18 protein-coding genes and 5 pseudogenes are annotated in these 24556 nt (G+C 70.9%); 10 read left to right on the top strand and 13 right to left on the bottom strand.

All coding sequences use genetic code 11. The annotated features are described in order from the left end of the window. Window positions 1-117: 117 nt before the first annotated feature. Complete coding sequence (locus tag ACZ5D2_RS07790; protein ID WP_371675557.1) at window positions 118-1593, bottom strand: SDR family NAD(P)-dependent oxidoreductase; 1476 nt, start codon at window positions 1591-1593, stop codon at window positions 118-120. A 367-nt stretch (window positions 1594-1960) separates the two neighbouring features. Here ACZ5D2_RS07790 and ACZ5D2_RS07795 point away from each other — a divergent pair. Next, window positions 1961-2773, top strand: a pseudogene (locus tag ACZ5D2_RS07795) (DMT family transporter); the annotation flags it as partial. A 24-nt stretch (window positions 2774-2797) separates the two neighbouring features. Here ACZ5D2_RS07795 and ACZ5D2_RS07800 read toward each other — a convergent pair. The 4 genes from ACZ5D2_RS07800 to panD all read right to left on the bottom strand — a co-directional run bounded on the left by ACZ5D2_RS07800 (window position 2798) and on the right by panD (window position 6086). Continuing rightward, complete coding sequence (locus tag ACZ5D2_RS07800) at window positions 2798-4192, bottom strand: transglycosylase family protein (RefSeq protein ID WP_468927981.1); 1395 nt, start codon at window positions 4190-4192, stop codon at window positions 2798-2800. Between the two features lie 474 nt (window positions 4193-4666). Then, window positions 4667-5317 carry an aspartate/glutamate racemase family protein gene (locus ACZ5D2_RS07805; protein WP_468927984.1) on the bottom strand — a complete coding sequence of 217 codons (651 nt, stop codon included), beginning with the start codon at window positions 5315-5317 and terminating at the stop codon, window positions 4667-4669. After that, on the bottom strand, window positions 5311-5652 hold the full coding sequence (locus tag ACZ5D2_RS07810) for a GNAT family N-acetyltransferase (RefSeq protein WP_371675561.1): 342 nt from the start codon (window positions 5650-5652) through the stop codon (window positions 5311-5313). The genes ACZ5D2_RS07805 and ACZ5D2_RS07810 overlap by 7 nt, the downstream gene beginning before the upstream one ends. 14 nt (window positions 5653-5666) lie before the next feature. Continuing rightward, entirely contained in the window at window positions 5667-6086 is a 420-nt protein-coding gene (panD, locus tag ACZ5D2_RS07815) for an aspartate 1-decarboxylase (protein WP_266845734.1), read from the bottom strand. A 148-nt stretch (window positions 6087-6234) separates the two neighbouring features. Between panD and ACZ5D2_RS07820 the strand changes: the two are divergent. Beyond that, window positions 6235-6459: pseudogene (locus tag ACZ5D2_RS07820) on the top strand (SUMF1/EgtB/PvdO family nonheme iron enzyme); the annotation flags it as partial. A 318-nt stretch (window positions 6460-6777) separates the two neighbouring features. On the opposite strand, the gene ACZ5D2_RS07825 reads toward ACZ5D2_RS07820, so the two are convergent. Together ACZ5D2_RS07825 and ACZ5D2_RS07830 are read right to left on the bottom strand one after the other, a co-directional pair. Further along, window positions 6778-7224 (bottom strand): DUF6325 family protein, encoded by a 447-nt coding sequence (locus ACZ5D2_RS07825; RefSeq protein WP_402508632.1) that lies wholly within the window; start codon window positions 7222-7224, stop codon window positions 6778-6780. 301 nt (window positions 7225-7525) lie between these two features. Then, a complete protein-coding gene (locus tag ACZ5D2_RS07830; protein ID WP_468927989.1) occupies window positions 7526-7951 on the bottom strand; it encodes a DUF7144 family membrane protein in 426 nt (141 codons plus the stop codon). 402 nt (window positions 7952-8353) lie between these two features. On the opposite strand from ACZ5D2_RS07830, the pseudogene ACZ5D2_RS07835 reads away from it, so the two are divergent. Further along, window positions 8354-8474 (top strand): annotated as a pseudogene (locus ACZ5D2_RS07835) (IS481 family transposase); the annotation flags it as partial. A 16-nt stretch (window positions 8475-8490) separates the two neighbouring features. Here ACZ5D2_RS07835 and ACZ5D2_RS07840 read toward each other — a convergent pair. From ACZ5D2_RS07840 to ACZ5D2_RS07850, 3 genes are all read right to left on the bottom strand, one after another. Continuing rightward, the gene (locus ACZ5D2_RS07840) at window positions 8491-8817 is read right to left on the bottom strand and encodes a hypothetical protein (RefSeq protein ID WP_468927992.1); all 327 of its coding nucleotides are present in this window, start codon (window positions 8815-8817) and stop codon (window positions 8491-8493) included. Between the two features lie 199 nt (window positions 8818-9016). Beyond that, complete coding sequence (locus ACZ5D2_RS07845; protein ID WP_371675571.1) at window positions 9017-9505, bottom strand: SRPBCC family protein; 489 nt, start codon at window positions 9503-9505, stop codon at window positions 9017-9019. A gap of 121 nt (window positions 9506-9626) precedes the next feature. After that, the gene (locus tag ACZ5D2_RS07850; RefSeq protein ID WP_371675572.1) at window positions 9627-10553 is read right to left on the bottom strand and encodes an acetoacetate decarboxylase family protein; all 927 of its coding nucleotides are present in this window, start codon (window positions 10551-10553) and stop codon (window positions 9627-9629) included. A gap of 524 nt (window positions 10554-11077) precedes the next feature. Here ACZ5D2_RS07850 and ACZ5D2_RS07855 point away from each other — a divergent pair. Then, the gene (locus ACZ5D2_RS07855) at window positions 11078-13429 is read left to right on the top strand and encodes an arylsulfatase (RefSeq protein ID WP_371675573.1); all 2352 of its coding nucleotides are present in this window, start codon (window positions 11078-11080) and stop codon (window positions 13427-13429) included. Between the two features lie 137 nt (window positions 13430-13566). Here the strand turns inward: ACZ5D2_RS07855 and ACZ5D2_RS07860 are convergent. After that, window positions 13567-14223, bottom strand: a pseudogene (locus ACZ5D2_RS07860) (GAP family protein). A 494-nt stretch (window positions 14224-14717) separates the two neighbouring features. Further along, window positions 14718-15160, bottom strand: a pseudogene (locus ACZ5D2_RS07865) (ATP-binding cassette domain-containing protein); the annotation flags it as partial. Window positions 15161-15549: 389 nt separating this feature from the next. Between ACZ5D2_RS07865 and ACZ5D2_RS07870 the strand changes: the two are divergent. Then, a complete protein-coding gene (locus ACZ5D2_RS07870; RefSeq protein ID WP_371675575.1) occupies window positions 15550-18402 on the top strand; it encodes a SpoIIE family protein phosphatase in 2853 nt (950 codons plus the stop codon). A gap of 114 nt (window positions 18403-18516) precedes the next feature. Then, a complete protein-coding gene (locus ACZ5D2_RS07875; protein ID WP_371675576.1) occupies window positions 18517-19662 on the top strand; it encodes an ABC transporter substrate-binding protein in 1146 nt (381 codons plus the stop codon). A 27-nt stretch (window positions 19663-19689) separates the two neighbouring features. On the opposite strand, the gene ACZ5D2_RS07880 is transcribed toward ACZ5D2_RS07875, so the two are convergent. Next, window positions 19690-20646, bottom strand: a complete 957-nt coding sequence (locus tag ACZ5D2_RS07880) for a DUF4344 domain-containing metallopeptidase (protein ID WP_371675577.1) — start codon at window positions 20644-20646, stop codon at window positions 19690-19692. A 248-nt stretch (window positions 20647-20894) separates the two neighbouring features. Between ACZ5D2_RS07880 and ACZ5D2_RS07885 the strand changes: the two genes are divergently transcribed. The 4 genes from ACZ5D2_RS07885 to ACZ5D2_RS07900 all read left to right on the top strand — a co-directional run bounded on the left by ACZ5D2_RS07885 (window position 20895) and on the right by ACZ5D2_RS07900 (window position 24500). Continuing rightward, a complete protein-coding gene (locus tag ACZ5D2_RS07885) occupies window positions 20895-21104 on the top strand; it encodes a heavy-metal-associated domain-containing protein (protein ID WP_371675578.1) in 210 nt (69 codons plus the stop codon). A gap of 250 nt (window positions 21105-21354) precedes the next feature. Further along, window positions 21355-22107, top strand: a complete 753-nt coding sequence (locus tag ACZ5D2_RS07890; protein ID WP_468928001.1) for a DUF4142 domain-containing protein — start codon at window positions 21355-21357, stop codon at window positions 22105-22107. Between the two features lie 9 nt (window positions 22108-22116). Further along, complete coding sequence (locus ACZ5D2_RS07895) at window positions 22117-23532, top strand: DUF1996 domain-containing protein (RefSeq protein ID WP_371675580.1); 1416 nt, start codon at window positions 22117-22119, stop codon at window positions 23530-23532. A gap of 281 nt (window positions 23533-23813) precedes the next feature. Next, window positions 23814-24500, top strand: a complete 687-nt coding sequence (locus tag ACZ5D2_RS07900; protein WP_468928004.1) for an RNA polymerase sigma factor — start codon at window positions 23814-23816, stop codon at window positions 24498-24500. Window positions 24501-24556 lie beyond the last annotated feature (56 nt).

The following is a 24556-nucleotide window of genomic DNA, read 5'->3' on the forward strand; positions in this document are numbered from 1 at the left end:
CACGGCGGGGCCCTACCACCTCGGGGGCCCGGCACACCAAAAGGGGGGGGGGGGGGGGGGGCGCCCTTTCCCCCCCCCCCCCTCCTCACCCGTACCGCCGCGAACGCGGCGGCGGTCCTACCAGTTGGCGGGCGCGTAGTCCTTCAGGAAGACTCCGTAGAGGTCCTCGCCGGCCTCGCCCCGGACGACCGGGTCGTAGACGCGGGCCGCGCCGTCCACCAGGTCGAGGGGCGCGTGGAAGCCCTCCTCGGCCAGGCGCAGCTTGTCGAAGTGCGGGCGCTCATCGGTGATCCAGCCGGTGTCGACCGAGGTCATGAGGATGCGGTCGGTCTGGAACATCTCCTGGCCGCTGGTCCGCGTCACCATGTTCATCGCCGCCTTGGCGGCGTTGGTGTTCGGGTGACCCGCGCCCTTGTAGCCGCGGCTGAAGACGCCTTCCATCGCGGAGACGTTGACCACGTACGCCCGCCCGCTGGACGCCTTCCGGGCCGCCTCGGCCATCGACGGCCGCAGCGCGCTGATCAGGATGAACGGCGAGGTGTAGTTGCACAGCTGGGTCTCCAGCAGCTCCACCGGGGAGATCTGGTCGATGGTCTGCACCCAGGTGTTGGAGTCCACGACGTCGGGCAGCAGGCCGCCCGCGTCGATGGCCGTGCCGGCGAGGTGCCGCTCCAGGCTGGCGTTGCCCGCGACGAGGGCGAGGTCGGCGACCTTCTGGGCCTCCAGCCCGCTCACGCCGACGGGCAGCGCCGCCAGGCCGTCGACCGCGCCGGAGTTGAAGGCGCCGATGACGTGGTGGGCGGGGAGCTCACCGGCCGGCAGCGGGGCGCTCTCGCCCTCGACCAGCGCGGCGTACGCGGTGGGCAGGCGGCGCACGGTCTGCGTCGCGTTGTTGATCAGGATGTCCAGCGGACCGGCCGCGGCCACCTGCTCGGCGAGCGCCACGGACTGGGCCGGGTCGCGCAGGTCGATGCCGACGACCTCCAGGCGGTGCATCCAGTCCGCGGAGTCCTCCATCGCCTTGAAGCGGCGGATGGCGTCCTTGGGGAAACGGGTGGTGATCGTGGTGTGGGCACCGTCGCGCAGCAGCCGCAGAGCGATGTACATGCCGATCTTGGCCCGGCCGCCGGTGAGCAGCGCGCGCTTGCCGGTCAGGTCGGCGCGGGCCTCCCGCCTGGTCCGGTTCTCGACGGCGCACTCCGGGCAGAGCTGGTGGTAGAAGAAGTCGACCTCGACGTACCGCGTCTTGCAGACGTAGCAGGAGCGCGGGCGCTGGAGTATTCCGGCGATCCGGCCGGCTTCGGTGACCGAGGAGGGCAGGATGCCCTCGGTCTCGTCGTCGATGCGCTCGGCGGAGCCGGTCGCGGTCGCCTCGGTGACGGCCTTGTCGTTGGCGGTCTTGGCGGCGCGGCGCTCCTGGCGGCGGCGCTGCTTGACCGTGCGGTAGAGGCCGGCGGTGGCGCGGCGTACGGTGATGGCGTCGGGGTGGTCGACGTCGATCTTGTCGAGTTCGTCGAGCACGCTGAGGCAGAGGGCCAGCCGCTCGGGGTCGATGCCCGGCCCGTATGCGTGGTTGTCTTCGGTCACCGTCATGGCCGCTGCCGTTCCCTGTTCGCTCGTCCGCGTCCGCCTGCTGCGGAGGTCCCAAAACCGCCACTGTACGGAGCCGACACGCCCGGGACCAAACCCGTATCCGTGCGCCTCACCGACCGCGAGCCCCCTGTCACGGTATGGATGGGTTCGCAACGCTCCGTGCGCTCCGCGACACGGCCACCGCCCACGGGGCGCCGCGGATGCCGCGCTCCGTGAACGACCGCAGCGTGGCGCAGCAGTTCGCGACGGACCCCCGCCCGAAACGGTAGGTACTCCTTCCGGTGTATGCCAGGAGGATGACTCGCTCGCCGATCAAGGAGCCCGTGGGCGGATGAAGAGCGGCCCCGGGTGCGGCATCGTGGAATGCATGAGCGCCCTGGCCCTGTCGGTCCTCCTCTGCCTGGTCTCCGCCGTCGCGTACGCGAGCGGTGCGATCGTCCAGGAGCACGTCGCGGCGAGCTCGCCGGACGGCTCCTACGCACCGCTGCGCCGGGCCGGCTGGTGGGCGGCGGTCGCCCTGAACGGACTCGGCGCCACGCTGCACGTACTGGCGCTCGCGTACGGGCCGCTGAGCCTCGTCCAGCCGCTGGGTGCGCTGACCATCGTCTTCGCCCTCCCGATGGCCGCCTTCTTCGTGGGACGCCGGGCGGGCGCGGCGGCCTGGCGCGGGGCCGTCCTGGCCACCGCCGGCCTGGCCGGGCTCCTCACCCTGACCGGCGGGGACAGCGCGGGCCGGGAGGCCCTGGCCGGCACGGAACGGATCCTGCTGCTGTCGGTGACGGCGGGCGGGGCGGCGGTGCTGTTCCTGGCGGCCCGGCGGGCGCACCGGACCGTGCTGCGCAGCGTGCTGCTGGCGGCGGCCGCCGGTACGGCCTTCGGGATGGCCTCCGTGTTCACGAAGTCGGTCGCGGAGAACTTCGAGGCGGGCATGTCGGCCGGGCTGTGGCCGGACCTGGCGGCGATCGCCGTACTGGCGGCCGGCGGGCTGCTGCTCTCGCAGGCCGCCTACCGGGGTGCCGGGCTGACCGCGCCGCTGGCCACCGTGACCGTCGTCAATCCGGCGGTGGCCGCGGCGGTGGGCATCTCCTTGTTCGACGAGGGCTTCCGCTACGGCACCGCGGGCGCCGTGGCCGCGCTGGCGAGCGCCGTGGTGGCGGCGGCGGGCCTGGTGCTGCTCACGGCCGTGCCGCCGCACGTGCGGGGGTCAGATGCCGACGCCCCTTCCACGGAGGTACTTGAGCGGGTCGATGTCGGAGCCGTAGCCGGGGGCGGTGCGCATCTCGAAGTGCAGGTGGGGCCCGCTGGTGTTGCCGGTCGAGCCGGAGCGGCCGATCCGCTGGCCGCCGGAGACCTGCTGGCCGGCTTTGACGCCGAGCGCGGAGAGGTGGGCGTACTGGGAGTACCGGCCGTCGGCGTGCTTGATGACGACCTGGTACCCGTAGGCTCCCGCCCAGCCCGCCGACTCCACCGTGCCCGGACCCACGGCCTTGATGCTGGTGCCGGTCGGCACCGGGAAGTCGACGCCCGTGTGGTAGCCGCTGGACCAGGAGGACCCCGCGACGTGGTAGGCCGTTCCGAGGGCGGCGTCGACGGGGGCGGTGAAGCCGCCCGAGGCGGGCTTCTGCTCCGCTGAGGGCTTGGCGGCGGGCTTCTCGGCAGGTTTCTCCGCCGGCTTCTCGGCGGGCTTGGCGGCGGGCTTGGCGGTGGGCTTCTCCGTGGGCTTCTCCACCGGTTTCGCCTGGCCGGCGGGCTCCACGGGTTTGACCGGCTCGGCGGTGCGCGGCGGCTTCTCCGGGTTCTGCGCGGGGGGCGCCGCGGGAGCGGTGGTCACCCGGAGCGTGAGCCGCTGCCCCGGGAAGATCATGTCGGGGTTGCCGCCGACCGTGCTCCGGTTGGTCTCGTAGAGGGCCTGCCAGCCGCCCTCGACGTGCTGCTCGACGGCGATCGTCGACAGCGAGTCCCCGGGCGCGACGACGTACGGGTTCGGCAGGACGGAGGTGCCGGTCGGGCGGGGCATGACGACGGGCGTCCCGGTGGTGGCCTTGGTCGCCTGGAGCCGGTCCATCGGCGCCTGCGTCCGCGCGGGCTCGGGCCGGGCCGGCTCGGGCTGTGCCGACTTGGCCTGGTCCGGCTTGGCCTGGGACTGCTTGGCCTGGTCCGGCTTGGCCTGGGACTGCGCCGGCTTCGGCGACGCCGGCCCCGCGGTGGCGGGCGCCGGACCGCTGCGACTGAGTCCGGACTGCGGGCCGCAGACGGGCCAGGCCTGCGGGCCCTGCCCCCTGAGCACCTTCTCCGCGACCGCGATCTGCTGGTCCCTGGTAGCCAGGTCGGCGCGGGCGGCGAAGGCGGTGCCGCCGAAGTCCCGCCAGGTGCTCTGGCTGAACTGGAGCCCGCCGAAGTAGCCGTTGCCGGTGTTGATCTTCCAGTCGCCGGTCGCCTCGCACTCGGCGACCTTGTTCCAGGTGTCCACGGAGGCGGCGTGCGCGGCCCCCGCCCCGATGAGCGGGAGCGCGATGCCCGCGCCACCCGCGGTGACGGCGAGCGAGGCCCGGTTGATGCTGCTCGGCTGGTACCGGCGGTGCCGGCCCCGTACACCCATGGGAGCCCCCTTGAAGACATCAGGAACCGCACAACCTAACGCCGCCCCACATCGCTGACAAGGGCCACAACCGGCCGCCGTGCGGCTGGAGTTGGGCACATGTCGAACAGTGGGACGGCGTTCGCGCGGACTGACGTACGGGTTCACCCGCCCGAGGGGGCTCGGGCCGCGCGGACCCTCAGCCGAGCGGGCCCGGCTGAGGGACCGGAGCGGGGCCGGGCGGCGCGGGCACCGGATCGGGCTCGGGGAACGGCGCCGGAACCGGCGGCACCGGCCGCGGCACGGGCTCCGGGTCCGGGAGCGGCGGGAAGGGCGCCGGAACCGGGTCGGGCTCGGGCGGCGGGGGCTGTGTCTGCTCTGCTTTTCGCTCCATGAGTCCCACTTTCCCCCGATCCCTTCCGCCATGCCCCCCGGACACGGCGGTGCCCCCGGCGGGCCGCTTCCGCCGGGGGCACCGTCCCGCGTGGAGGCCGGTCAGGCCGGGGATGCGGGGGTGCTGTCGGCTCCGGGCAGCCGCAGGGCCGCGGCCAGGCCGGGTCCGGGGCTGGAGAGGACGGGTACGCGGGTGCGGGCCGACCGGGTGGCCCCGGCCATGGAGGCCTGGGCCAGGACGATGACGTCGGCGTCCGTGACTGCGTCCACCGCCGCGGCCACCGCCGCGAGATGACCGACGGTGTCCCCGGCCGCGAAGAGTTCCCAGGCCCCCTCGACGAGCCGCGTAAGGACGGACACCGCTCGGCCGGCGGCCTCCTCGGCCAGCAGTTCCGCGGTCGGCGCGAAGGTCGACTCGACGGTGGCCAGCACGACGATCCGCGGGCCCGTACGGACGGCCTCCGCCGCCATGGGCCGGTCCACCCGGAGCACCGGGACGCCGAGGGAGGGCCCCAGGGCCTCCGCGACGGCCCCGAGGGTCGAGCAGGTGACCAGCACCGGCCCGCCCGCGTCCCCGAGCGGTCCGCGCAGGTCCTCGGCCACCGACTCCGGACCGTCTGCGCGGGCCCGCTCCAGCAGCTCCGGGTACACCAGGTGCCGCAGCACGGCTCCCGGGTGGTCCCGGTCGCGCAGCGCGTCGAAGACCGGGACGTGCGCCGCGGAGGTGTGGAGCAGCGTCAGCCCCGTCACCACTGGCCGGAGTCGGCGTCCAGCTGCGCCTTCGCGGCCTCCACGAGACCGGCCGGGGCCACGGGCGCCCGGTCGGGGTGCTTGGCGGCCCAGCTCGCCGCGTAGGGGCAGAGCGGGACGACCGGGACGCCCTCGGCGGCGGCGATCCCGTAGAAGGTCCCCACCAGGTCCCCGGCGATCCCGCGGCCCTCGTGGCCCGGCTCGACCACCGTGTGGACCGCGACCAGCGCGTGCGGCTCGGCGGCGAGGACGAAGTAGGCGATGAACCCGACCACCGCCCCGTCCTCGACGGCCAGCAGACGCCCGGCCTTCCGTTCGTCCAGCAGTTCGATCGCCATGTACCCGATTCCCCTCAGACAGCAACCGCGTGGGGGCTGCGCTCCTGGTCCGTGCCCGGCACCGGGGCGGACGGGTCCGACCCCAGCTCGATGATCCTGTTGTCCGCGTCGACGTGGACGACACGGGGAGAGAACGCCCGCGCCTGCGCGTCCTCGATCTGCGCGTAGCTGATCAGAATGACCAGGTCCCCGGGGTGCACCAGGTGCGCGGCGGCCCCGTTGATCCCGATGACGCCCGAACCGCGCTCGCCCTCGATGACGTACGTCTCCAGCCGCGCGCCGTTCGTGATGTCGACGATGTGCACGAGCTCCCCCGGCAGCAGGTCGGCCGCGTCGAGGAGATCGGCGTCGATCGTCACGGAACCGACGTAGTGCAGGTCGGCCTGGGTGACGGTGGCCCGATGGATCTTGGACTTGAACATGGTACGAAGCATGGAGAAACTCCCGGATTGTCGGCTCCCTGCCTGCTTCCCGCAGGTCAAGGGCGTTCTCGGCAGCGTACAACGCTTCGCGTGTCCGGTCAGCTGTCCCCTGGTCTCTCAGGACTCATACCGACCAACTGCTGACCGGCGGCCTCTGGGATGGGAGTGGACGGCCGACCGGTTCCACACCGTCGGGCACGCCACCGGCCCCCGCGCGGTCCCGCCCGGCCCACCGACCGGGACCGCGCGCGCCCTTCGCGGGGGCTCCTGCCTCCGCCACTCTTCGTACTGCCCCCGCTATCGGGTCCCCGCCCGGATGTCCGACACGCCTGACTCCTCCACCGGCAACATCGGCTTGCGCTGCACCGGCCCGGCCGGTGGATGACCGGCACGGACCGTCCCCTGCGCGACCGCGTCCTCAGGACCGGTTCCCGGACCCATAGCGGTCGTTGGCCGACCTCGGCATCCGGGCGGCCGGAAGGGAGCGTGTGCCGTCCCGGACCGGCCGTGAGGCTCGGATCAGCGCCGGTCTCGGCGGTCCTCCCGGCGGTCTTGCCGGTCGTCCCGGCGGTCCTCACGACGGTCACTGCGGCGACCGACCCCGTGGGCGACGACCGCTGCCGTGCCGACGACGGCCGCTGTGCGAGCGACGGGGGCTCCGATGACCCCACGCCGCCCTCTGCGCATCGGTCCGAGGGGCATTTCATTCTCCTTCTTCGTCGGCCTCGATCGAGGCCAGGATGGCCTGGATCGGAATACGTCCGTTGGCAATGAGCTGGCCTCCCGAGCGGCGTGCGGCGGCGGCGAAGGGCCCCGCCCACACGTTCTCCCAGACCAGTACCCCGGCTGTGGTACCGGGCTCCATGGCGGCGGCCAGATTGACGACGTCCTCTTCCGCGAGCAGGCCGGCCAGCTTCGCCTCCGCGGCGCGCAATTCACCGGCGTCTTCGAGGTCGTCGACCTCCAGTACGTCGAGCTCGCCGTCTGCCCCCTTCGTCAGGATGACCAGGTCCAGGACCCGGATGATCCCCGAGGTGACCAGCTTGTCGAGCTCTTTGGCCATCTCGCCGGTGAAGTTCGAGGTGGCGGGCGGGAACTCGACGACCAGGTAGTCGACCGGCCCCAGTTCGTCGGTGTCAGGTGATGCCATGTCTGCCCTTCCGTTCACTCGATGAATCGCCGTTCGAGGTGGAGCGCCTTCTTCGGCGGCCGAACGATTCCGAGACCTCACGTTCGGACGAGCCCGCCGGTTCACCGGCCGGGCGCAGAGCGCCCAGATGATGAAGATGACGGCGGCGAAGGGGACGGCGGCCCCGAAGGGCAGCCTCGCACGGTGGCTGACGGCCCGCATCCTGGCCGAAGTGCCTGTCCGGAGGTGGTGACAGATGCCGTCCCTTCGACCGTGAGACGGCGGGGCGGACCTGCACAAGTCCGGAGGACCGGCAGCCGGTTCAGGCCGAAGCATCCCTGTGCGGGGCGGCGCACAGGGCCGCGATGATGACGGCGTCCACGATGATCAGCGTGATGGCCCAGAACGGAAACCAGGGCAACCACGCGAAGTTGGCGAGCATCGACAGACCCGCCACGATGACGCCGACGACCCGGGCCCACGCAACCCCTTTGAACAGGGCGAAGCCCGCCAGCGTCACGACGATTCCGAGGATGAGGTGCAGCCAGCCCCAGCCGGTGAGGCTCCACTGGAAGGTGAAATTCCGAGTGGCAGCGAACACATCATCCTGAGCGATGGCGGCTATTCCTTCGAATATCGCCATTATACCGCCGAAGATCATCATAATCGCGGCGAATGCCACCCAGCCGGATACGGCGACTTCACCGCCCGTGACGGTGCGCTGAGCTCCTGCACTATGCGAGGCCATTTAGAATCCTCCCGTGCTCCAGATCCCGCCGAAATGGTTCAGCTGGCGGGACACGGACTTCCAGTTCATCGTGGCCGTCTCTGCCACCTCGCCGGTGGAACGCCCTACCGCCCTGCACTCCGGCATTCGAGGGAACGGCGGACTCGGAGCAAACCGACATCACGCAGAGAGGACGTAAGGACCCGCCGCGCGCACCGCGCCGCCAGTGCGCGGTCGCTGTCCGATGACGCGGACCACCCTGGCGGGGCCGAAAATCATCCCAGCTCTGCCCATCACATGCGGACATGAGAAGCGTTTGCCGCACTCGCCGGGCGCGTCGGGCCCCATGCGGTCAGCGTCTGCGTGGCCTCGGGCGGCAGGGATCAGGGCCCGTGACCTGCGCCGGGAGGAATTCTACCGCCGCACCGGATCCTGGCCCGGCACGGACTCCGCCCTCCCGACCCTGGACCGGGCCAGCGGCGAGCCCGTCCGCCGATACATACGGGCTCGCCCGGGCGAGCCCGTACACATCGACATCGAAAAACCGGCCTCGCCGTGTTTCAGCGGTCCCGCTCCGACAGCCAGCGCAGTTCGATCTCGAACCATCGGCTTTCGTCATGGCAGGCGTCCAGCACCGTCACGATCTGGCGGCTCACGGCCTCGGCCGTGAGGGAGCGCCACCGGCAGCGCACAAGAGAATCGACCAGCAGATCGATCCGCTCGTCATGGCGGGGCACCGGTACCGGGTCCGTCGTTTCGGGGTCGTCGATCGCGGCGAGCGCGCGGCGGCTGACCATTTCGGGGGTGAGCCTCCGCCATTCGTACGGGCTGAGGACGTTGGCCACCGCGCACACACGGATATCTGCCAGGGATGCCAGGCGCAGCATTCGAGCCCTCCGCGGTGTGGGCGATTCCCGCGGACGGCCTCTTCGTCGACACGGGGCTCTCCCGCCCCTTGCATCGCATCAAAGGGGGGTGAATTACGCAGAGGGTACGCCCGTGGTCCGGCTTCTCGCTGTGTCGCCGCTCACAGAGGGGGCGCGCAGTCGCGTGGGCGGAGCGTCCCTGGGGCTGGAGGCCCGGAAGTCAGCCGCGGACGTGCGTGCGGACCGCGCGCAGGGCGTGGCGTTGGACCAGTTTGATGACCGGGCTGCTGACCCAGAGCAACGGGGCGACCAGGGGGGTCGGCTGGATCGCCATCGTCCAGGTGAGGCGTGAGCCGGAGGGCGTGGGCTCGACGGTCCAGTCCTCCGCCGCGTGGCGCAAGCCGGGACGAGACGCCTCGTAGACGCTGAAGGTGTACCGGCGCCCTTCGTCCCAGCGGAAGAAGCGTTCTCTTGCGGTAAAGAACTTCAGCAAGGTGACATCGCGTACCGTGCCGACGCCGAATGGGCGAGACGAGTTCCAGTTCAGGCCGGTGAATGCCCACACCCAGTCGACCAGCTGTTCGCCGGTCAGGATTTCCCATATCCGCTCGGCCGGCGCTGTGGTCTCTACCGAGCGTTCGTAGCGGAAGGGCGCCGAGATGAGGAAACTGTCTCCGATTTCGGCGAGCGGGTACCAGTGGCGAGCCATCAGGTGCGTCCTCCCCTCGACAGTTCAGATCGAGGCAGGCGCGAATCGGGCGGCAGACATGCCGCTGTGCGAGAATGCGCCCGCATCAAGGCGTGTTCCTGGCGGCATTGGGAGGGCTCGGTTATGCCGCATTATTCTTCTTCAGGTCTTCAAGGACCACCCATTCGTCGGATTTCGTGTACATGGAGCCTTGCAGGACGAATGCGCCCAGTACGGCATTGCACGGCAGGAGTCGGCCGATCGGATCCTCTTCGGACGGGTAGATTTCCATGCTGGCGGCGTCGCCGGCGTAGACGTCCGCCTGCGTGATGTGCCAGGGGGTGCCTACGAGCTGGAGCACTTCGGCTCCGGCGTGGCCGTTCGGTCCCGGCCCGACGCCCGGGAAGCGCTTCAAAGCGACTGTCGGCAGAACGTAGTCCTGAGGTTCTCCCGTCGAAGGGGGCAACGGCAGCAACAGATTGTAGGGATAGGGTAGTTCGTCTGTCCTGTCGGCCGGCAACGGTACCGAGAACAGCTTGTTGCCCTTGGTGACGCAGGAGGAGGCCAGATCATTGAAGTTGGGATCCACGGTCTTCGTCTGGATCGAGCCGCGAGACATTTGACTCAGGAAAAGATTTCCGTAGTTGCGCATCGTGATCCGGGCCATCTTCTTGGGGTAGCCGCCCAGTTCACGCCCGGCCAGCAAGGCCGCGTCGTTGTCCACGTAGATGGCGGGGACGTACCCGTAGGGGCGGCCTTGATGGAGGACCGAGATCGAGATGATCACCTCCATGTAGGGGCCGAGGTCACATTCGCGATACTTGGCGAACACGAGGTTCGCCGACGCCATTCCGGGCAAGGCTGGAAATGCGATGAGTTCCAGCTCTTTCGGGATCAGCGCGGCTGCCTTTTCAGCATCGGTCGCAAAGGCTACCGACACGTAGTCCATGGCCCTATAACCGGCCATTGCCCCGTCGTAGGTCTGCCCCCAGTGAGGCATCGTCTTCGTCGTGTACTCCTCCGGTGGCAGAGTACCCTTCAGGCCGGGCTCGATAGCAGGCGTAGTCATGTTCTCTTCCTTTGGATTGCGAAACGCCGCACGGAAGGCGGGGATTTGGCGAATCTCTGAATGCCGTGCCTGTAATCGCCTCGATCGGCCGTTTGATCAGGCACCGGAATTTCGCACCTGGGCAGCCATTGACGAGCATTCGGAAGGTCCAGTGGCGGCCATCTCCTGATGCACCTACCATAATTATGGTGCTCTACGCGTGGTCGGCCAGCAACTGGACCTCCACTTCGGCCGCAGGGCCGCATAAGCACATCCTCACGCGGGTTCGCGTCACTGAAATTCTGACTTCGGAGTCCCGCAAACGGTTCTTCGGGGTGCCACGAGTCGCCGGTGGAGCGGTCTCGAAACGGCTCAAGGGGTAGCCGAGAGCGCGCATGGAACCCCTGCTGTGGCAGCCGATCTGTGGTGGACACCGCCGGAGCCGGAATCGACCGGCGGGACTGCGCAGCCGCCCGCCGCTCCGTGCACATCGGCCCAGCTGCCGAACCGTCCGCACGGGTCGGCAGGAAGGAAGGACGGGCACGATGCCAGTGAACGAGTACAAGCCGGGGAGCGCCTTCTCCGGAGTGATCGGGCGGACCACGGACGTCTCCAGCCCGGCATGGCCCGAGCCGCCGGGGGCGGTGCCGGGATCACCCAACGTGCTGACGATCGTGCTCGACGACACGGGTTACGGACAGCTGGGCTGCTACGGAAGTCCGATGCAGACGCCCCGCCTCGACGGTCTGGCCGCGGGCGGACTGCTGTACAACAACATGCACACCACGGCACTGTGCTCGCCGTCGCGTTCGTGCATCATCACCGGTCGCAATCACCATTCCAACGCGATGGCGGCGATCACGGAGCTGGCCACCGGCTACCCCGGTTACAACGGCAACATCCCGTTCGAGAACGGGTTCCTGTCCGAAATGCTGCTGGAGCACGGATACAACACGTACATGCTCGGCAAGTGGCACCTCATGCCCTCGGCCCAGGAGTCACCCGCAGGACCTTACAACCGCTGGCCGCTGGGCCGCGGCTTCGAGCGGTTCTACGGATTCCTCGGCGGCGACACCAACCAGTGGTATCCGGAACTCGTGTACGACAACCACCAGGTCGAGCCCCCCGCCTCGCCGGAACAGGGCTACCACTTCACCCCGGACCTGACGGACAAGGCCAAGCTCTTCATCTCCGACGCCAAGCAGGTCGCTCCCGACAAGCCGTTCTTCCTCCACTTCTGCCCCGGCGCCACCCACGCGCCGCACCACGTACCGCGGGAGTGGGCCGATCGCTACCGGGGACAGTTCGACGACGGCTGGGACGCCTACCGCGAGGTGACCTTCGCCAACCAGAAGCGGCTCGGTGTCGTACCCGGCGACGCCGTCCTCTCGCGCCACGACCCGGACGTCCCCGAATGGGAGTCCCTGTCTCCCGACGCCCGCCGCCTCGCCGCGCGCATGATGGAGGTCTTCGCCGGCTTCCTGTCCCACACCGACCACGAGATCGGTCGGCTGCTGGACTTCCTCCAGGAGATCGGCGAACTGGACAACACGCTGATCATGGTCGTCTCCGACAACGGGGCGAGCGCCGAGGGCGGCGTCACCGGGACGGCCAACGAGGCGCAGTTCTTCAACAACGCTCCCGAACCGCTCGGGGAGAGCCTGAAGGCGATCGACGATCTCGGCGGTCCGACCACGTTCAACCACTACCCCTGGGGCTGGACCTGGGCGGGCAACACGCCGTTCCGGCGCTGGAAGCGGGAGACCTACCGCGGCGGCGCCAGCGACCCGTTCCTCGTCCACTGGCCTGCCGGCATCAAGGCACGAGGGGAGGTGCGCACCCAGTACGCACACCTCGTGGACATGGTGCCCACCGTGCTCGACATCCTCGGCATCGAACCGCCGGACACCATCAAGGGCGTCACCCAGTCCCCCCTGCACGGTGTCAGCTTCGCCCATACCTTCGACAACCCTGCCGCACCGAGCCTCCACCGCACTCAGTACTTCGAGATGCTCGGGCACCGTGCCATCGACCACGACGGCTGGCGCGCCGTATGTCCCTGGCCGGGCCCGTCGTTCACCGAGGCGAAGCAGCCGTTCGGGACGCCCATCAGCGCGGAGAAGCTGTCCGAACTGGACGCCACAGCCTGGGAGCTTTACCACATCGACGAGGACTTCGCGGAGACCCGTGACGTCTCCTCGGACCATCACGCCAAGACCATCGAGCTGATTTCCCTGTGGTACGTGGAGGCCGGAAAGTACGGAGTGCTGCCGGTCGACGGAAGCGCGCTGGCGCGGATGGCAACGGAACGTCCACAGATCGGCAAGGCACGGACCAGCTACACGTTCCGGCCCGGCACCCAGTCGCTGCCGCCCTCCGTCGCCCCCAGGGTCCTCAACCGTCCGCACAGCATCACCGCCGATGTGGAGATCCCCGCCGACGGCGCCGAAGGCGTACTGATGAGCCAGGGGTCGATGGCCGGCGGATGGAGCTTCTACATCAAGGACGGCAAGCTGACGTACGTTCACAACTACGTCTCGCGCGCCCTCTACACGGTGTCCACGACGGACCCGGTACCCGCGGGCCGGCATGAACTGCGCTTCGAGTTCGAACCGACGGGCAAGCCCGATCTCGCCGCGGGCAAGGGCGCACCGGGGCGTGCTGAGCTCTACATCGACCGTCACCTGGTCGCGGTGGCCGAGTTCCCGGTGACCACGCCCGTCATGTTCAACCCGGGCGGGATGACCTGCGGTGCCAACCCCGGCCAGCCGGTGACCCCCGACTACCCGTCACCCTTCCGGTTCACGGGCGAACTCCACACCGTGACCATCGACCTGTCGGGCGAACTCATCACCGATGCGGACAGCGAGATGCGCATGCACATGGCCCGGCAGTGAACCAGGGGCATGCCGCGTGACCGATGGCTCCGCATCAGCCGGAGAAGGGCGGCACTACGGCTCACGGCCGAGTCGGCGCCGCTGATGAGGAGAACGCATCACCGGCTCCTGGTGTGCGGGCCGCGCCCGATTCCATGTCAACTGGTGAGCTGATAGATGCTGTTGCCCACCAGCCAAAGACCGATGAGCAGCGAGATCGCGACGATCGCCTGATCCTGGTGGTCCTCCATCCAGGCGCGCAGCCGGCCGAGCCTGTCCTGTGCCGCCTGCGGGGCGAACGTCGCGTAGAGCTCCATCGAGAGCAGGCTGGCGGTGGCCAGCAGGCAGAACCCGAACAGGGTGAGGACCGTGGTGGCCTCGGACATGTCGGCGTCGACGACGGTGGCGCAGCCCGCCGCGACCAGGCCCCACGGCTGGAGGAGGACAGCCAGCCCGGCGGCGGTCCAGTACGAGACCTCGTTCAGACGGGCGGCCCACGCCGGGGGCTTGCGGGGCCGGGTGCGGGGGCGCCGGAGCGAGCGGCGCTTGTGCTCCCCGTAGGCGACCAGCCCGACGCCGATGACGAGTTTGCCCGCGAGGGCAACCGTCGACGGGGCGCTCTTGGGTGGAGGAGGTGTACCGCCCGTCGCGAACACCACCAGGGCCAGGACGACGACCAGGCAGGCGAGTCAGGCAAGGATGAAGACCAACCCCTTGCGTACGCCGCGGTCGGCGGACAGCAGGAGGATGAACGCGGTCACGGGGATCGGATCCAGGGCGATGCCCAGGCCGATCAGGAGAAGGTCAAGAGCCATGTCGGCGACCACTCCGGAACACCGGCGCCGCGCCCGGTCCCTCGATGCTTCTGTTCTCCCGGATCCGCCGGGCGAGGGTGTCGCCCGTCCCGCTCCGGCGCGACGCCCCGATCTCCGGCCTGTCCTCCCAGGGGGCAGCCCTTCCCACCTCTGAGGTCACGCTCACCGGTCCCTCCTGCCTTCCCGGCACAAGGGACGGCACCGCGCGCTCGTCCGGTGGCAGGCTCACCACTGCCTCCTGTCGTCGTCACGATCCTCGCCGAGGGCACAACCATCCCCGCTGAAACCCAGGAGAGCGGCGGCGCCACGCGGCCTTTCACCCGTCCGCCCATCCAGCCCAGTGGTGAGGCTCTTTCGAGGGGCACCGGAAAGGGCCGGGCTGCGGCGCTCATGGTCCGCTGGCCCGCCCGCCCCCCGTTGTCGTGCCCGGAGGGCAGCATCGGCGGACCGGGGTCCGGTCACATGCTGGGCGTTTGCTGACCTGCGCCCGGCCATCATGGCTCTGACCTGCACAGATGACGAGATGTCAGCTGTTGGACTTGAACATGGTGCGAAGCAATTTGAGCTCCTAGAAGACGGCTCCCTGCCAGCTTTCTGCAGGTCAAGGGCGTTTCGCACTCTACTCCGGCAGGCGCCGGATCTGAGATCATAAGGAAGAGCGGCGCCGTCACTGCTCGCCGGTCCGGCCGGGTGTCGTAGGAGATCCGGCCGTCGGTGAGAGCACGAGGATCCGGTCGGGGAGGGTGATGGCCTCGTCGATGTCGTGGGTGACCAGCAGGACGCAGGGGCGGTGGCGGTCGCACAGCTGCCGGAGCAGTGCGTTCATGCGCATGCGGGTGAGGGCGTCCAGGGCGCCGAACGGCTCGTCCGTCAGGAGGAGTTCCGGTGCCCGGACCAAGGCGCGGGCGAGCGCGGTCCGCTGGGCTTCGCCGCCGGAGGGGGTGGTCGCGGCGAGCCCGGCGCCCAGGACCCGCACCGCGTCCGGCGGCAACGGGCCGGACCGCAGGACGGCGGCGGACAGCGAGGGCCCGGCGACGCAGCCGGTCGCCACCCACGGCTGCCCGCCCTCGGTGTCGGCGGCCAGTACCGGGGCGGTCCAACGGCCGCCGCTCGCCGCGCACGGCCTGCTACCGGCCGCTCTCGAAGACGGGGACGGCGCCCGGATCCGGCTCCGTGAGGTCCTCGGCCCGCGCGGCTGACGCCTCCCGGCCGCGGTCTGAGCTGCACCCCAAAGGCACGGACCTGACCTGCGGGGATGCCCGGATCACGGGTGCCGGGCCGGTCGCCGCCCGCTGCCGACGGACCGTAGAGGTTAGAAGATGGACTATGAGCAACTACCTGGGAGGCCTCCGGCGCCGGCTGCTCCGCTCGGCTCCGAGCCCCTCGGCTCCCGCTCGGCCCTCCCCCTCGGGAAACCGCCGGGAGCAGGAGGGGCGGCGGGAGCGGGCCCCGTCCCCCAGGGGAGGGGCGCGGCGGCCCCAGCGCCTGTCCTCCCTCCTGAGCGCGCGCAGCGTGGCCGGCGAGGTGTTCCTGCTCCAGCTGGCCGTCGTGGTCCTGCTCGTCGCCGCCGCGGTCCTGGCGCTCGTGGTGCAGGCCCGGAGTTCCGCCATGCTGGACGCCCGGCACCGTACCCTCGCCGCCGCCGGAACGTTCGCGGAGTCCCCGGGGATGGTCGCCGCCCTGCACAGCGCCCATCCCAGCGCGGTGCTCCAGCCGAGCGCCGAGGCGGCCCGGAAGATCGCCGGGGTCGACGGCCTGAACGTGTACACGCTGGACGGGGTCACCCTCGCCCACAGCGACCCGCACCAGATCGGCAAGCGCGTCGTCGGCCCCTTCGCCTCGGCGGCGGCCGGCAAGTCGTTCACCGAGACGTTCGCCGGGTCCCTGGGGCAATCCGTGGTCTCCGTGGTCCCCGTCAAGGACGCCCGGGGCAACGTCATCGCCGTCGTCTCCTCCCCGGTCACGGTCCAGAACGTCCAGAGCATGGTGAACGGGCAGCTGCCGGTCGTCCTCGGCAGCGCGGCCGCGGTGCTCGCCCTGTCGGCGGGCGGCACCGCTCTGGTGAGCCGCCGGCTGCTGCGCCGGACCCACGGCCTGGGGCCGGAGGAAATGACGAGGATGTACGAACACCACGACGCGGTGCTGCACGCGGTCCGGGAGGGCGTGCTGATCGTCGGGGACGGCGGACGGCTGCTGCTGGCCAACGACGAGGCGCGCCGGCTGCTCGCTCTGCCGGGGGACGCGGAGGGGCGCCCCGTCACGGACCTGGGTCTGGAGGAGGGGATCGCCGAGCGGATCACGTCGGGCCGTTCCGCGACCGACGAGGTGCACATGGCGGCCGATCGGCTACTGGCCGTGAACATCCGGCCCACCGCTCCGTACGGCTCGGCCGGTACCGTCGTCACGCTGCGCGACACCACGGAGCTGCGGGCGCTGTCCGGCAGGGCCGAGGTGGCCCGCGAGCGGCTGAAGCTGCTCTACGACGCGGGCGTGCAGGTGGGAACGACCCTGGACGTGGAGCGCACGGCGCAGGAACTGGCACAGGTGGCGGTCCCCCGGTTCGCCGACGTGGTCACGGTCGACCTGCTGGAGCCGGTGCTGCGCGGCGAGGAGCCACCCGATGTGAACACCGAGATGCGCCGCACCGCCGCCGAGGGCCTCCAGGGCGACCACCCGCTCTACCCCGTCGGCCGGCTGATCCGGTTCGTTCCGACCAGCCCGATGGCCGCCGGGCTGGCCCGCGGCCACGCGGTGCTGGAAGCGGACCTGCACGCCACCCTGCACTGGCGGGACCAGGACCCGGCCAACGCCGAGCGGATCCTGGAACGCGGCATCCACTCCATGATCGCCGTACCCCTGCGGGCCCGGGGCGTCGTGCTGGGGATGGCCGGCTACTGGCGGGGGAAGGACGCCGCGCCGTTCGACGAGGAGGACGTGTCCTTCGCCGAGGAGCTGACCGCACGGGCGGCGCTGTCCGTCGACAACGCCCGCCGTTACACCCGCGAGCACACCGTGGCCGACACCCTGCAGCGCAGTCTGCTGCCGCGTGGCGTCCCCGAGCAGTCCGCCGTGGAGGTCGCGCACCGCTACGTGTCCGCGCAGGCCGGTGTGGGCGGCGACTGGTTCGACGTCATCCCCCTGCCCGGCGCCCGGGTGGCGCTGGTGGTCGGCGACGTCGTCGGGCACGGTCTGTACGCCGCCGCCACCATGGGTCGCCTGCGTACGGCCGTGTACAACTTCTCCACCCTCGACCTGCCTCCGGACGAGCTCCTGAGCCACCTGGACGAGCTGGTCGCCCACATCGACACCGACCAGCAGGAGTGGCAGGGCATCACCGGAGCCACCTGCCTGTGCGCCGTCTACGACCCCGTCTCGGGGCGGGTGACGGCCGCCACCGCCGGCCATCCGGGCCCCGCCCTGGTCCACCCCGACGGCAGCGTGTCCTTCCCCGAGGTGCCGGTCTCCCCGCCGCTGGGCCTGGGCGAGGGCCTGCCCATGGAGACCGCGGAGCTGAGCCTGCCCGAGGGCTCCCTGCTGGCGCTCTTCACCAACGGGCTGATCGAGGGCCGCGACCGCGATCCGGACGCGGGCCTCGCGGCGCTGCGCGCCGCCCTGTCCGGGCCGGCCCGTACCCCGGAGGAAACCTGCACCGCGGTGATCGAGGCGGTGCTGCCCACCCGGCCCAGCGACGACATCGCGCTGCTGGTGGCACGGACCCGCCGGCTGGACCCGGCGCGGATCGCCGAGTGGGACGTACCGCCCGACCCGGCGCAGGTGTCCCGGGTGCGCAACGCGTGCGCCCGGCGGCTGGCCGACTGGGGCCTGGACGAGATCGCCTTCACGACGGAGCTCATCCTGAGCGAACTGATCACCAACGCCATCCGCTACGGGAGCGAGCCCATCCGGGTGAGGCTGCTGTACGACCGCGGCCTGATCTGCGAGGTCTCCGACGGGTCGAGCACCTCCCCGCACCTGCGCCGGGCGGAGGAGACCGACGAGGGCGGCCGCGGCCTGTTCCTCGTCGCGCAGTTCGCCCAGCGCTGGGGCACCCGCTACACCGCCCGCGGCAAGATCATTTGGAGCGAGCAGGCCCTCCACGAGGCAGTGGTGGGGGGTGTGCCGCCCGCAACGCTTCCGGGGGAGGCGCTCCTGGCCGGCTGGGACGACGAGCCCCTCTGACGGGCGGCGGGCGGCGCGAACGGCAGCGGACACCACCGGCTGGAACTGCGCTGCCGGGGGCATCGAACGTACGCTGGTCTCGACCGGTACGCGCCCGCCCGCCATGGAGCCTTAGTGCCCGCACCTCGTCTCCGGACAGCCGCCGTCGGAGTCTGCCTCGCCCTCGCGGCGGCGCCCCTCGGCGGCTGCGGGGACAAGCCGACCGCCGTGCCCAGGACCCCCGCGGCGGCCACCTCCGCCGCGGACGCCGGCGGCATGGCGGCACTGACCGCGGCGGCGAAGAAGGAGGGGGCGCTCAACGCGATCGCGCTCCCGGACGACTGGGCCAACTACGGCGCACTGATCGACGGCTTCGAGAAGAAGTACGGGATCAAGGTCTCGGTGGAGCACCCGGAGGGCAGCAGCCAGGACGAGATCAACGCCCTGAAGGAGCACAGGCGCGACGGCCGCGCCCCCGACGTGATCGACGTGGGGGGCTCCTTCGCCCAGTCCGCGGCACAGCAGGGCCTGCTCGCACCGTACAAGGTCGCCCCGTGGAACAGCATTCCCGAGGAGCAGAAGGACCCGCACGCCCTCTGGTACAACAATTACGGCGGCTACGTTTCGATCGGCTGCGACGCCAAGCGCGTCAAGAACTGCCCCGCGACCTTCGCCGATCTGCGCAAGCCCGAGTACAAGGGCAAGGTCACGCTCAACGGCGACCCGACCAAATCGGGCTCCGCCTTCGCCGGCGTGTACGCGGCGGCCCTGGCGAACGGGGGGTCCTTCGACGACATCCAGCCCGGTATCGACTTCTTCGCCGAGCTGAGAAGGAACGGCAACTTCGTCCCGGTCGAATCCACCCCGACGACGATCGAGAAGGGACAGACCCCGATCAGCATCGACTGGGACTTCCTCAACCTCGGATACGCCGACGAATTCCGCAGGAAGGGCGCGGACGTCGACTGGCGGACCGCCATCCCCTTCGACGGCAGTTTCGCCGAGTACTACGCCCACGGGGTGAACAAGGACGCCCCGCACCCGGCGGCGGCACGCCTGTGGCAGGAGTACGTCTTCAGCCCGGAGGGCCAGAACATCAGGCTCGGCGCCTACGCACGCCCCGTGCTCATGGACGCCATGGCGAAGGACGGCACCCTCGACAAGGCCGCCGCGGACAACCTGCCGACGGTCGAGGGCACGCCGACGTTCCCGACGGAGGCGCAGCGGGAGAAGGCGAAGGAGACCGTCAACCGCAACTGGGCCGAAGCCGTTCCGGGCTGAGGGCCGGGCGGCCCATGCCGGTTCCGGTCATTGCTCGCGGCGCAGCTCGTCGAGCCGCTTCTCGAAGGCCTTCGTCTCCGCGATAAGACGCTCGCGCGCTTCCTTCTGCCGCTCGTCGCCCCGGCGCTTGAACGCCTTGGTGAAATGCGGCTGCAGCTGGGTCCACCAGCCGTGGTCCAGCATCGCCCAGGACTGAGGGCACAACGGGGCACGGGTCTTGGGCAGGTAACCGGCGGCGACCAGGGGGGCGTGGAACTTCTTCGGGTCGCTCCCCTCCAGGTAGCACAGGAAGTTGAAGACCCGTTGCTGGGTGACGGGGTGATCGCCGGAGAGCCCCTCCAGCGTCAGCCGGCCCTCCCTGCGGGCGATCTCGTCGAACAGGACCGCGGCTGCCAGCGTCGGGCCGGCTCCCACCTGGTTGATGGTGGAGAACGACGCGTACCCGTCGGCGGCGTCCTCCTCCAGGCCGAGGTTGGCCAGCATCAGCTGACGCTGCAGGGCATGGCCCAGCTCGTGACCGAAGATGAACCGGGTCGAAGCCGCGGTCAGGTCGTCGGCGTTGAACTCGTCCGCGGGGAGCGGGGCAGGACGCTTGACGGTCTTGACCACGTCACCGAGGGCCTTTTCGATCTCGGTCAGGAACGCCGCCGTCATGAAGATCGTCCTGCCGTCGGGCTGGGTGACCGCGTCCGTGACCCCGGGCGGGACCTTGTCGGTGACCTTCACGACCAGGTCGTGCGGGAGGACGAGCGCCTCGTTCACCCAGTCGGCGGCCTGCTCCAGCACGCCGGACCTGCGGACCACGTCCACGGCGTGCCGGTCCTCGGGCTTGATCGTGTCGTCCTCGTAGACCACGGTGACCTCGCCGCCCGTGGCGGCCGCGCCGCCGTCGGCGCCGCACGAGACGGCTGCGAAGCCGACGGCGAGCAGCGCCCCCACGGAAGCGGTCCGCAGCAGGGCCGTGTACCCACCGGCGCTCGACACCCCGGCCGGCTCCTCTCGTTCGTCACGACGTGGCGGCGGGCAGGTGCGCGCCCGCAGGGGACCCGAGCCCGAGAACCCGCCACGCGGATTATGATCGAAGTGGCTTTTGTCTACAAGCACCCGCTTGATGCTATTTCCTTCCCTCGATTCGGGGCATCCGCGCGGGCACCCGGACGGGGTCCGGTGCGACTACGTGGCGGAGGGCGCCCGGGGCCTCCGCGCGTCCCGCCGACCGGAGGAGAGAAGCCATGACCGAGCAGCGCTACCGCGTGACCGGCATGAGCTGCGGGCACTGTGCCGAGCGGCTCACCCGCGAAGTGGCCCTGGTTCCCGGGGTGAGCGGCGTCGCCGTGGACCTCGGCGCCCAGACCGTCACCGTGAGCGGCGAGCCGCTGGACGAGGTCCTGATCAGGGACGCGATCACCGGGGCCGGCTACGGCGTCGCGGCGGTGCTGTGACCGCACGCCGGGACAACAGCCCTGCAACAGGCGGCTGTTGAAAGGTCGAACGCCGCAAGATAGCAGCCTTTCGAGGAGTTGCCCGGATGTTTATCCGATGGTGATGGTCCTTCCTCCCTGACGCCACACCGGGCACTAGCGTCCCGTGGCACCCCAGGAGAGCCGGATGTGCGGGTGTGAACCGCACGGCATGCGCCGGCGGCCGGCACGGCCCCGACTCTCCTGCAGGACCACGGAGCAAGGAGGCAATGTGCTGTCATTCCGGCGGCGATCCGGCAGCGGCTTGTCGGTGGCCACGAAGTACACGATCGGAAGCGGCCTGGTCATCAGTGCCCTGGCCGTCACGCTGATCGCGCTGCTGATCCCCGTGGCCAAGTACGGCGACCGCGCCTCGGCGGCCACCACGGGAGCGGCGGCACCGGCAGCGGGGATCGTGGACGACGGCGCCGGGATCATGAGCACGGCGTACGGGCCGCTCACCCCCACCGACCGGGACTTCGTCCGCAAGGTGCGGCTCGCCGGGCTCTGGGAGCTGCCCGCGGGGCGACAGGCCCAGCAGCGCGGGACGCGCCCCTCCGTGCGCACGGCCGGGGAGCACCTCGTCATGGGCCACACCGACCTCGACCGCCAGGTCCTCCAGGTCGGTCAGGCCCTCGGCATCGACCTCCCCGACCGGCCCAGCGCTCAGCAGCAGGGCTGGCTCGACCAGATGACGGCCGCCCAGGGCAACGAGTACGAGCGGCTGTTCGTGCAGCTGCTGCGGCGGGCGCACGGCAAGGTGTTCCAGCTGGTGGCGCAGGTCCGGGCGCAGACCCGGAACTCCATGGTGCGTGCCCTGGCCACCTCGGCCAACACCACGGTCCTGGACCACATCTCGGTCCTGGAGGAGAGCGGGCTCGTCGACTTCGACTCGCTCTCCGACGCGAGCCCGGCCCCGTCCTCCCCCTCCTCCCCGGTCCGCCAGGGGGCGTCGTCCCCCTCATCCGTCCGATCGACGAAGTGAAGTGATCACATGAGTCAAAAGGGCCACAGGCGCCCCCGGTTGAAACTCCTGGCCGCGGCGTGCGCGCTGGTACTGGGCGGCGGCGGGGTCGCCGTCGTCGCGGGCAACGCGAACGCCGGCCAGGACGCCGGCCGCACCGGCGAGGTGACCGCGACCATCGACTGTCCGGACGTGGGCGACCGGCTCACGGACGTACCCGACCAGGCGCGGGCCGAGGTCGACCAGAACCTCGCCCAGCTCGACGGCCAGGTCGCCGACGCCTACCGGCAGCTCGCCGCCGGGCAGGTGAGCAAGAAGAAGGTCCAGAAGGACGCGCTCCTGGGCCGGCTCAAGGACCAGCGCTCCACCACCATCCGGCGCGTGTCCGACGTGATCGGCCGTTCCGCCGGACGCCCCGAGGGGCTGGACGCGCTGAGCGGATGCACCATGAAGGAGGCTCCCGCGGAGGCCGACCCCGGTGTCGGCGCGGCGGCCGACGCGGCGGTCGCCGCCGCGGCCGACCCGGCGCGCGATCCCGACGCGGCGCGCAGCATCGGGCAGAAACGGGGTCCCGCCCAGAGCGACTTCGTCAACATCGCCAAGGTGCGGCCGAACGTGAACGCCCCCGCCGCCGGGCGCGGCGCCTCCACCGGCTCGTTCTCCTCGCAGTGCGGGCGCAACGAGAACGGCCACTTCAACCCCGACAACGTCATCGTCGCCCCCGGCGTCTCCAACGGCGCCCACCACATGCACGACTACGTGGGCAACAAGACGACCAACGCCTTCTCCTCCAACAACAGTCTCGCGGCCTCCGGAACGACCTGCGGCAACGGCGACCAGTCCGCCTACTACTGGCCGGTGCTGCGGCTGCGCGACGGGAAGGCGGAGCGGGACGCCAAGGCCCCGGGCGGCGGACAGGACGCCAACGTGGGCACGATCCTGCGGCCGAAGCAGGTCACGATCGACTTCAAGGGGAGCCCCGTCGGCCAGGTCAAGGCGATGCCGCGGTTCCTGCGCATCATCACGGGTGACGCCAAGGCCTTCACCAACGGCACCGCCAACGCCAACGCCTCGTGGAGCTGCACCGGCTTCGAGGACCGGCAGCTGAAGGACAAGTACCCGATCTGTCCGAAGGGCAGCGACGTGGTGCGCACCTTCACCTTCCAGAGCTGCTGGGACGGCCGCAACACCGACAGCGCCAACCACCGTACGCACGTGGCCTTCGCGGACAAGGCGGGCCGCTGCCCGAAGGGTTTCGCCGCGATCCCGCAGCTGGTGCAGCGGATCACCTACGGGGTCGCGCCCGGTGCCCGCTTCGCGGTCGACAGCTTCCCGGAGCAGCTGCACAAGCCGGTGACCGACCACGGCGACTTCATCAACGTCATGTCGAACGGGCTCATGGCCAAGGCCGTGAGCTGCATCAACGGCGGGCGCACCTGCCGCTGACGCCGTCCGGGACGGGCGCCGGCCCGGGGCTCGTCCCGGGCCGGCGCCCGTACGTCCGTACGTCCGTACCCGTACGCGTCCGGTGCCCGCGGCCGCGTGTACGGGTGCCGAAAGCGGCGAGGAGGAGTGCGATGCCCGGATCACGCGACACCGCGGACCGTCCACGGACATGTTCACGTCCACGTCCACGCCCACCGGAGGAGGAGCAGGTCCCTCCGCCCCCCGACGCGGAACTCACCCGGCGCCTGCGCCTGCCCGGCGGCGATGCCGAGGAGGCGGCCGTGCGTGAGCTCCTCTACCGGCGGCACCGGCGTGCCGCCCTCGCCTACGCGCGCACCTGCTGCCGTACCCCGCAGGACGCCGAGGACCTGGTGTCGGAGGCGTTCTTGCGGACCTTCCAGGCGGTCCGCTCCGGCTCCGGGCCCCGCGGGCCCTGGCGCGCGTACCTGCTGGCGGTGGTCCGGCACACGGCGATGGAATGGCGCGACCGCGCCGGACGGACCCTGCTGACCGCGGACTTCGACTCCTGGTGCCGGCAGGCGCCCGGCGGCGACCCCCAGGGACAGGTGATGGCCGACGAGGACCGCCGGCTCGTGGCGCGCTCGTTCCGGGCGCTCCCGGTGCGCTGGCAGACCGTCCTGTGGCACACGCTGGTGGAGGAGGAGTCCCCGCACCGGATCGCGGCGCGGCTGGGCATCACCCCCAGCGCGGTGAACTCGCTGGCGTTCCGGGCACGCGAGGGGCTGCGGGAGGCGTACCTCGGCGCCCATCTGGACGCGGCGGCGGGCGGCGGGCGGTGCGGCCACTACAGCGGCATGCTCGGCACGGCGGTCCGGCGGGGCGGTACGCAGCGCCCGCGGGGGCTGGTCCGCCACCTCGCGGGGTGCGGCCCGTGCGCGCGGGCCTACGCGGAGCTGCTCGACCTCAACGCGACGCTGCGCGGCGCCCCGGCGCCCGTACCGGCGTAGGGCCGCTCGCCCTTCCGTGCGCGAACGGCGTCCGCCCGGCCTCCCCGTGGTACGGG

The sequence above is a fragment of the Streptomyces sp. NPDC031479 genome (assembly GCF_055581065.1).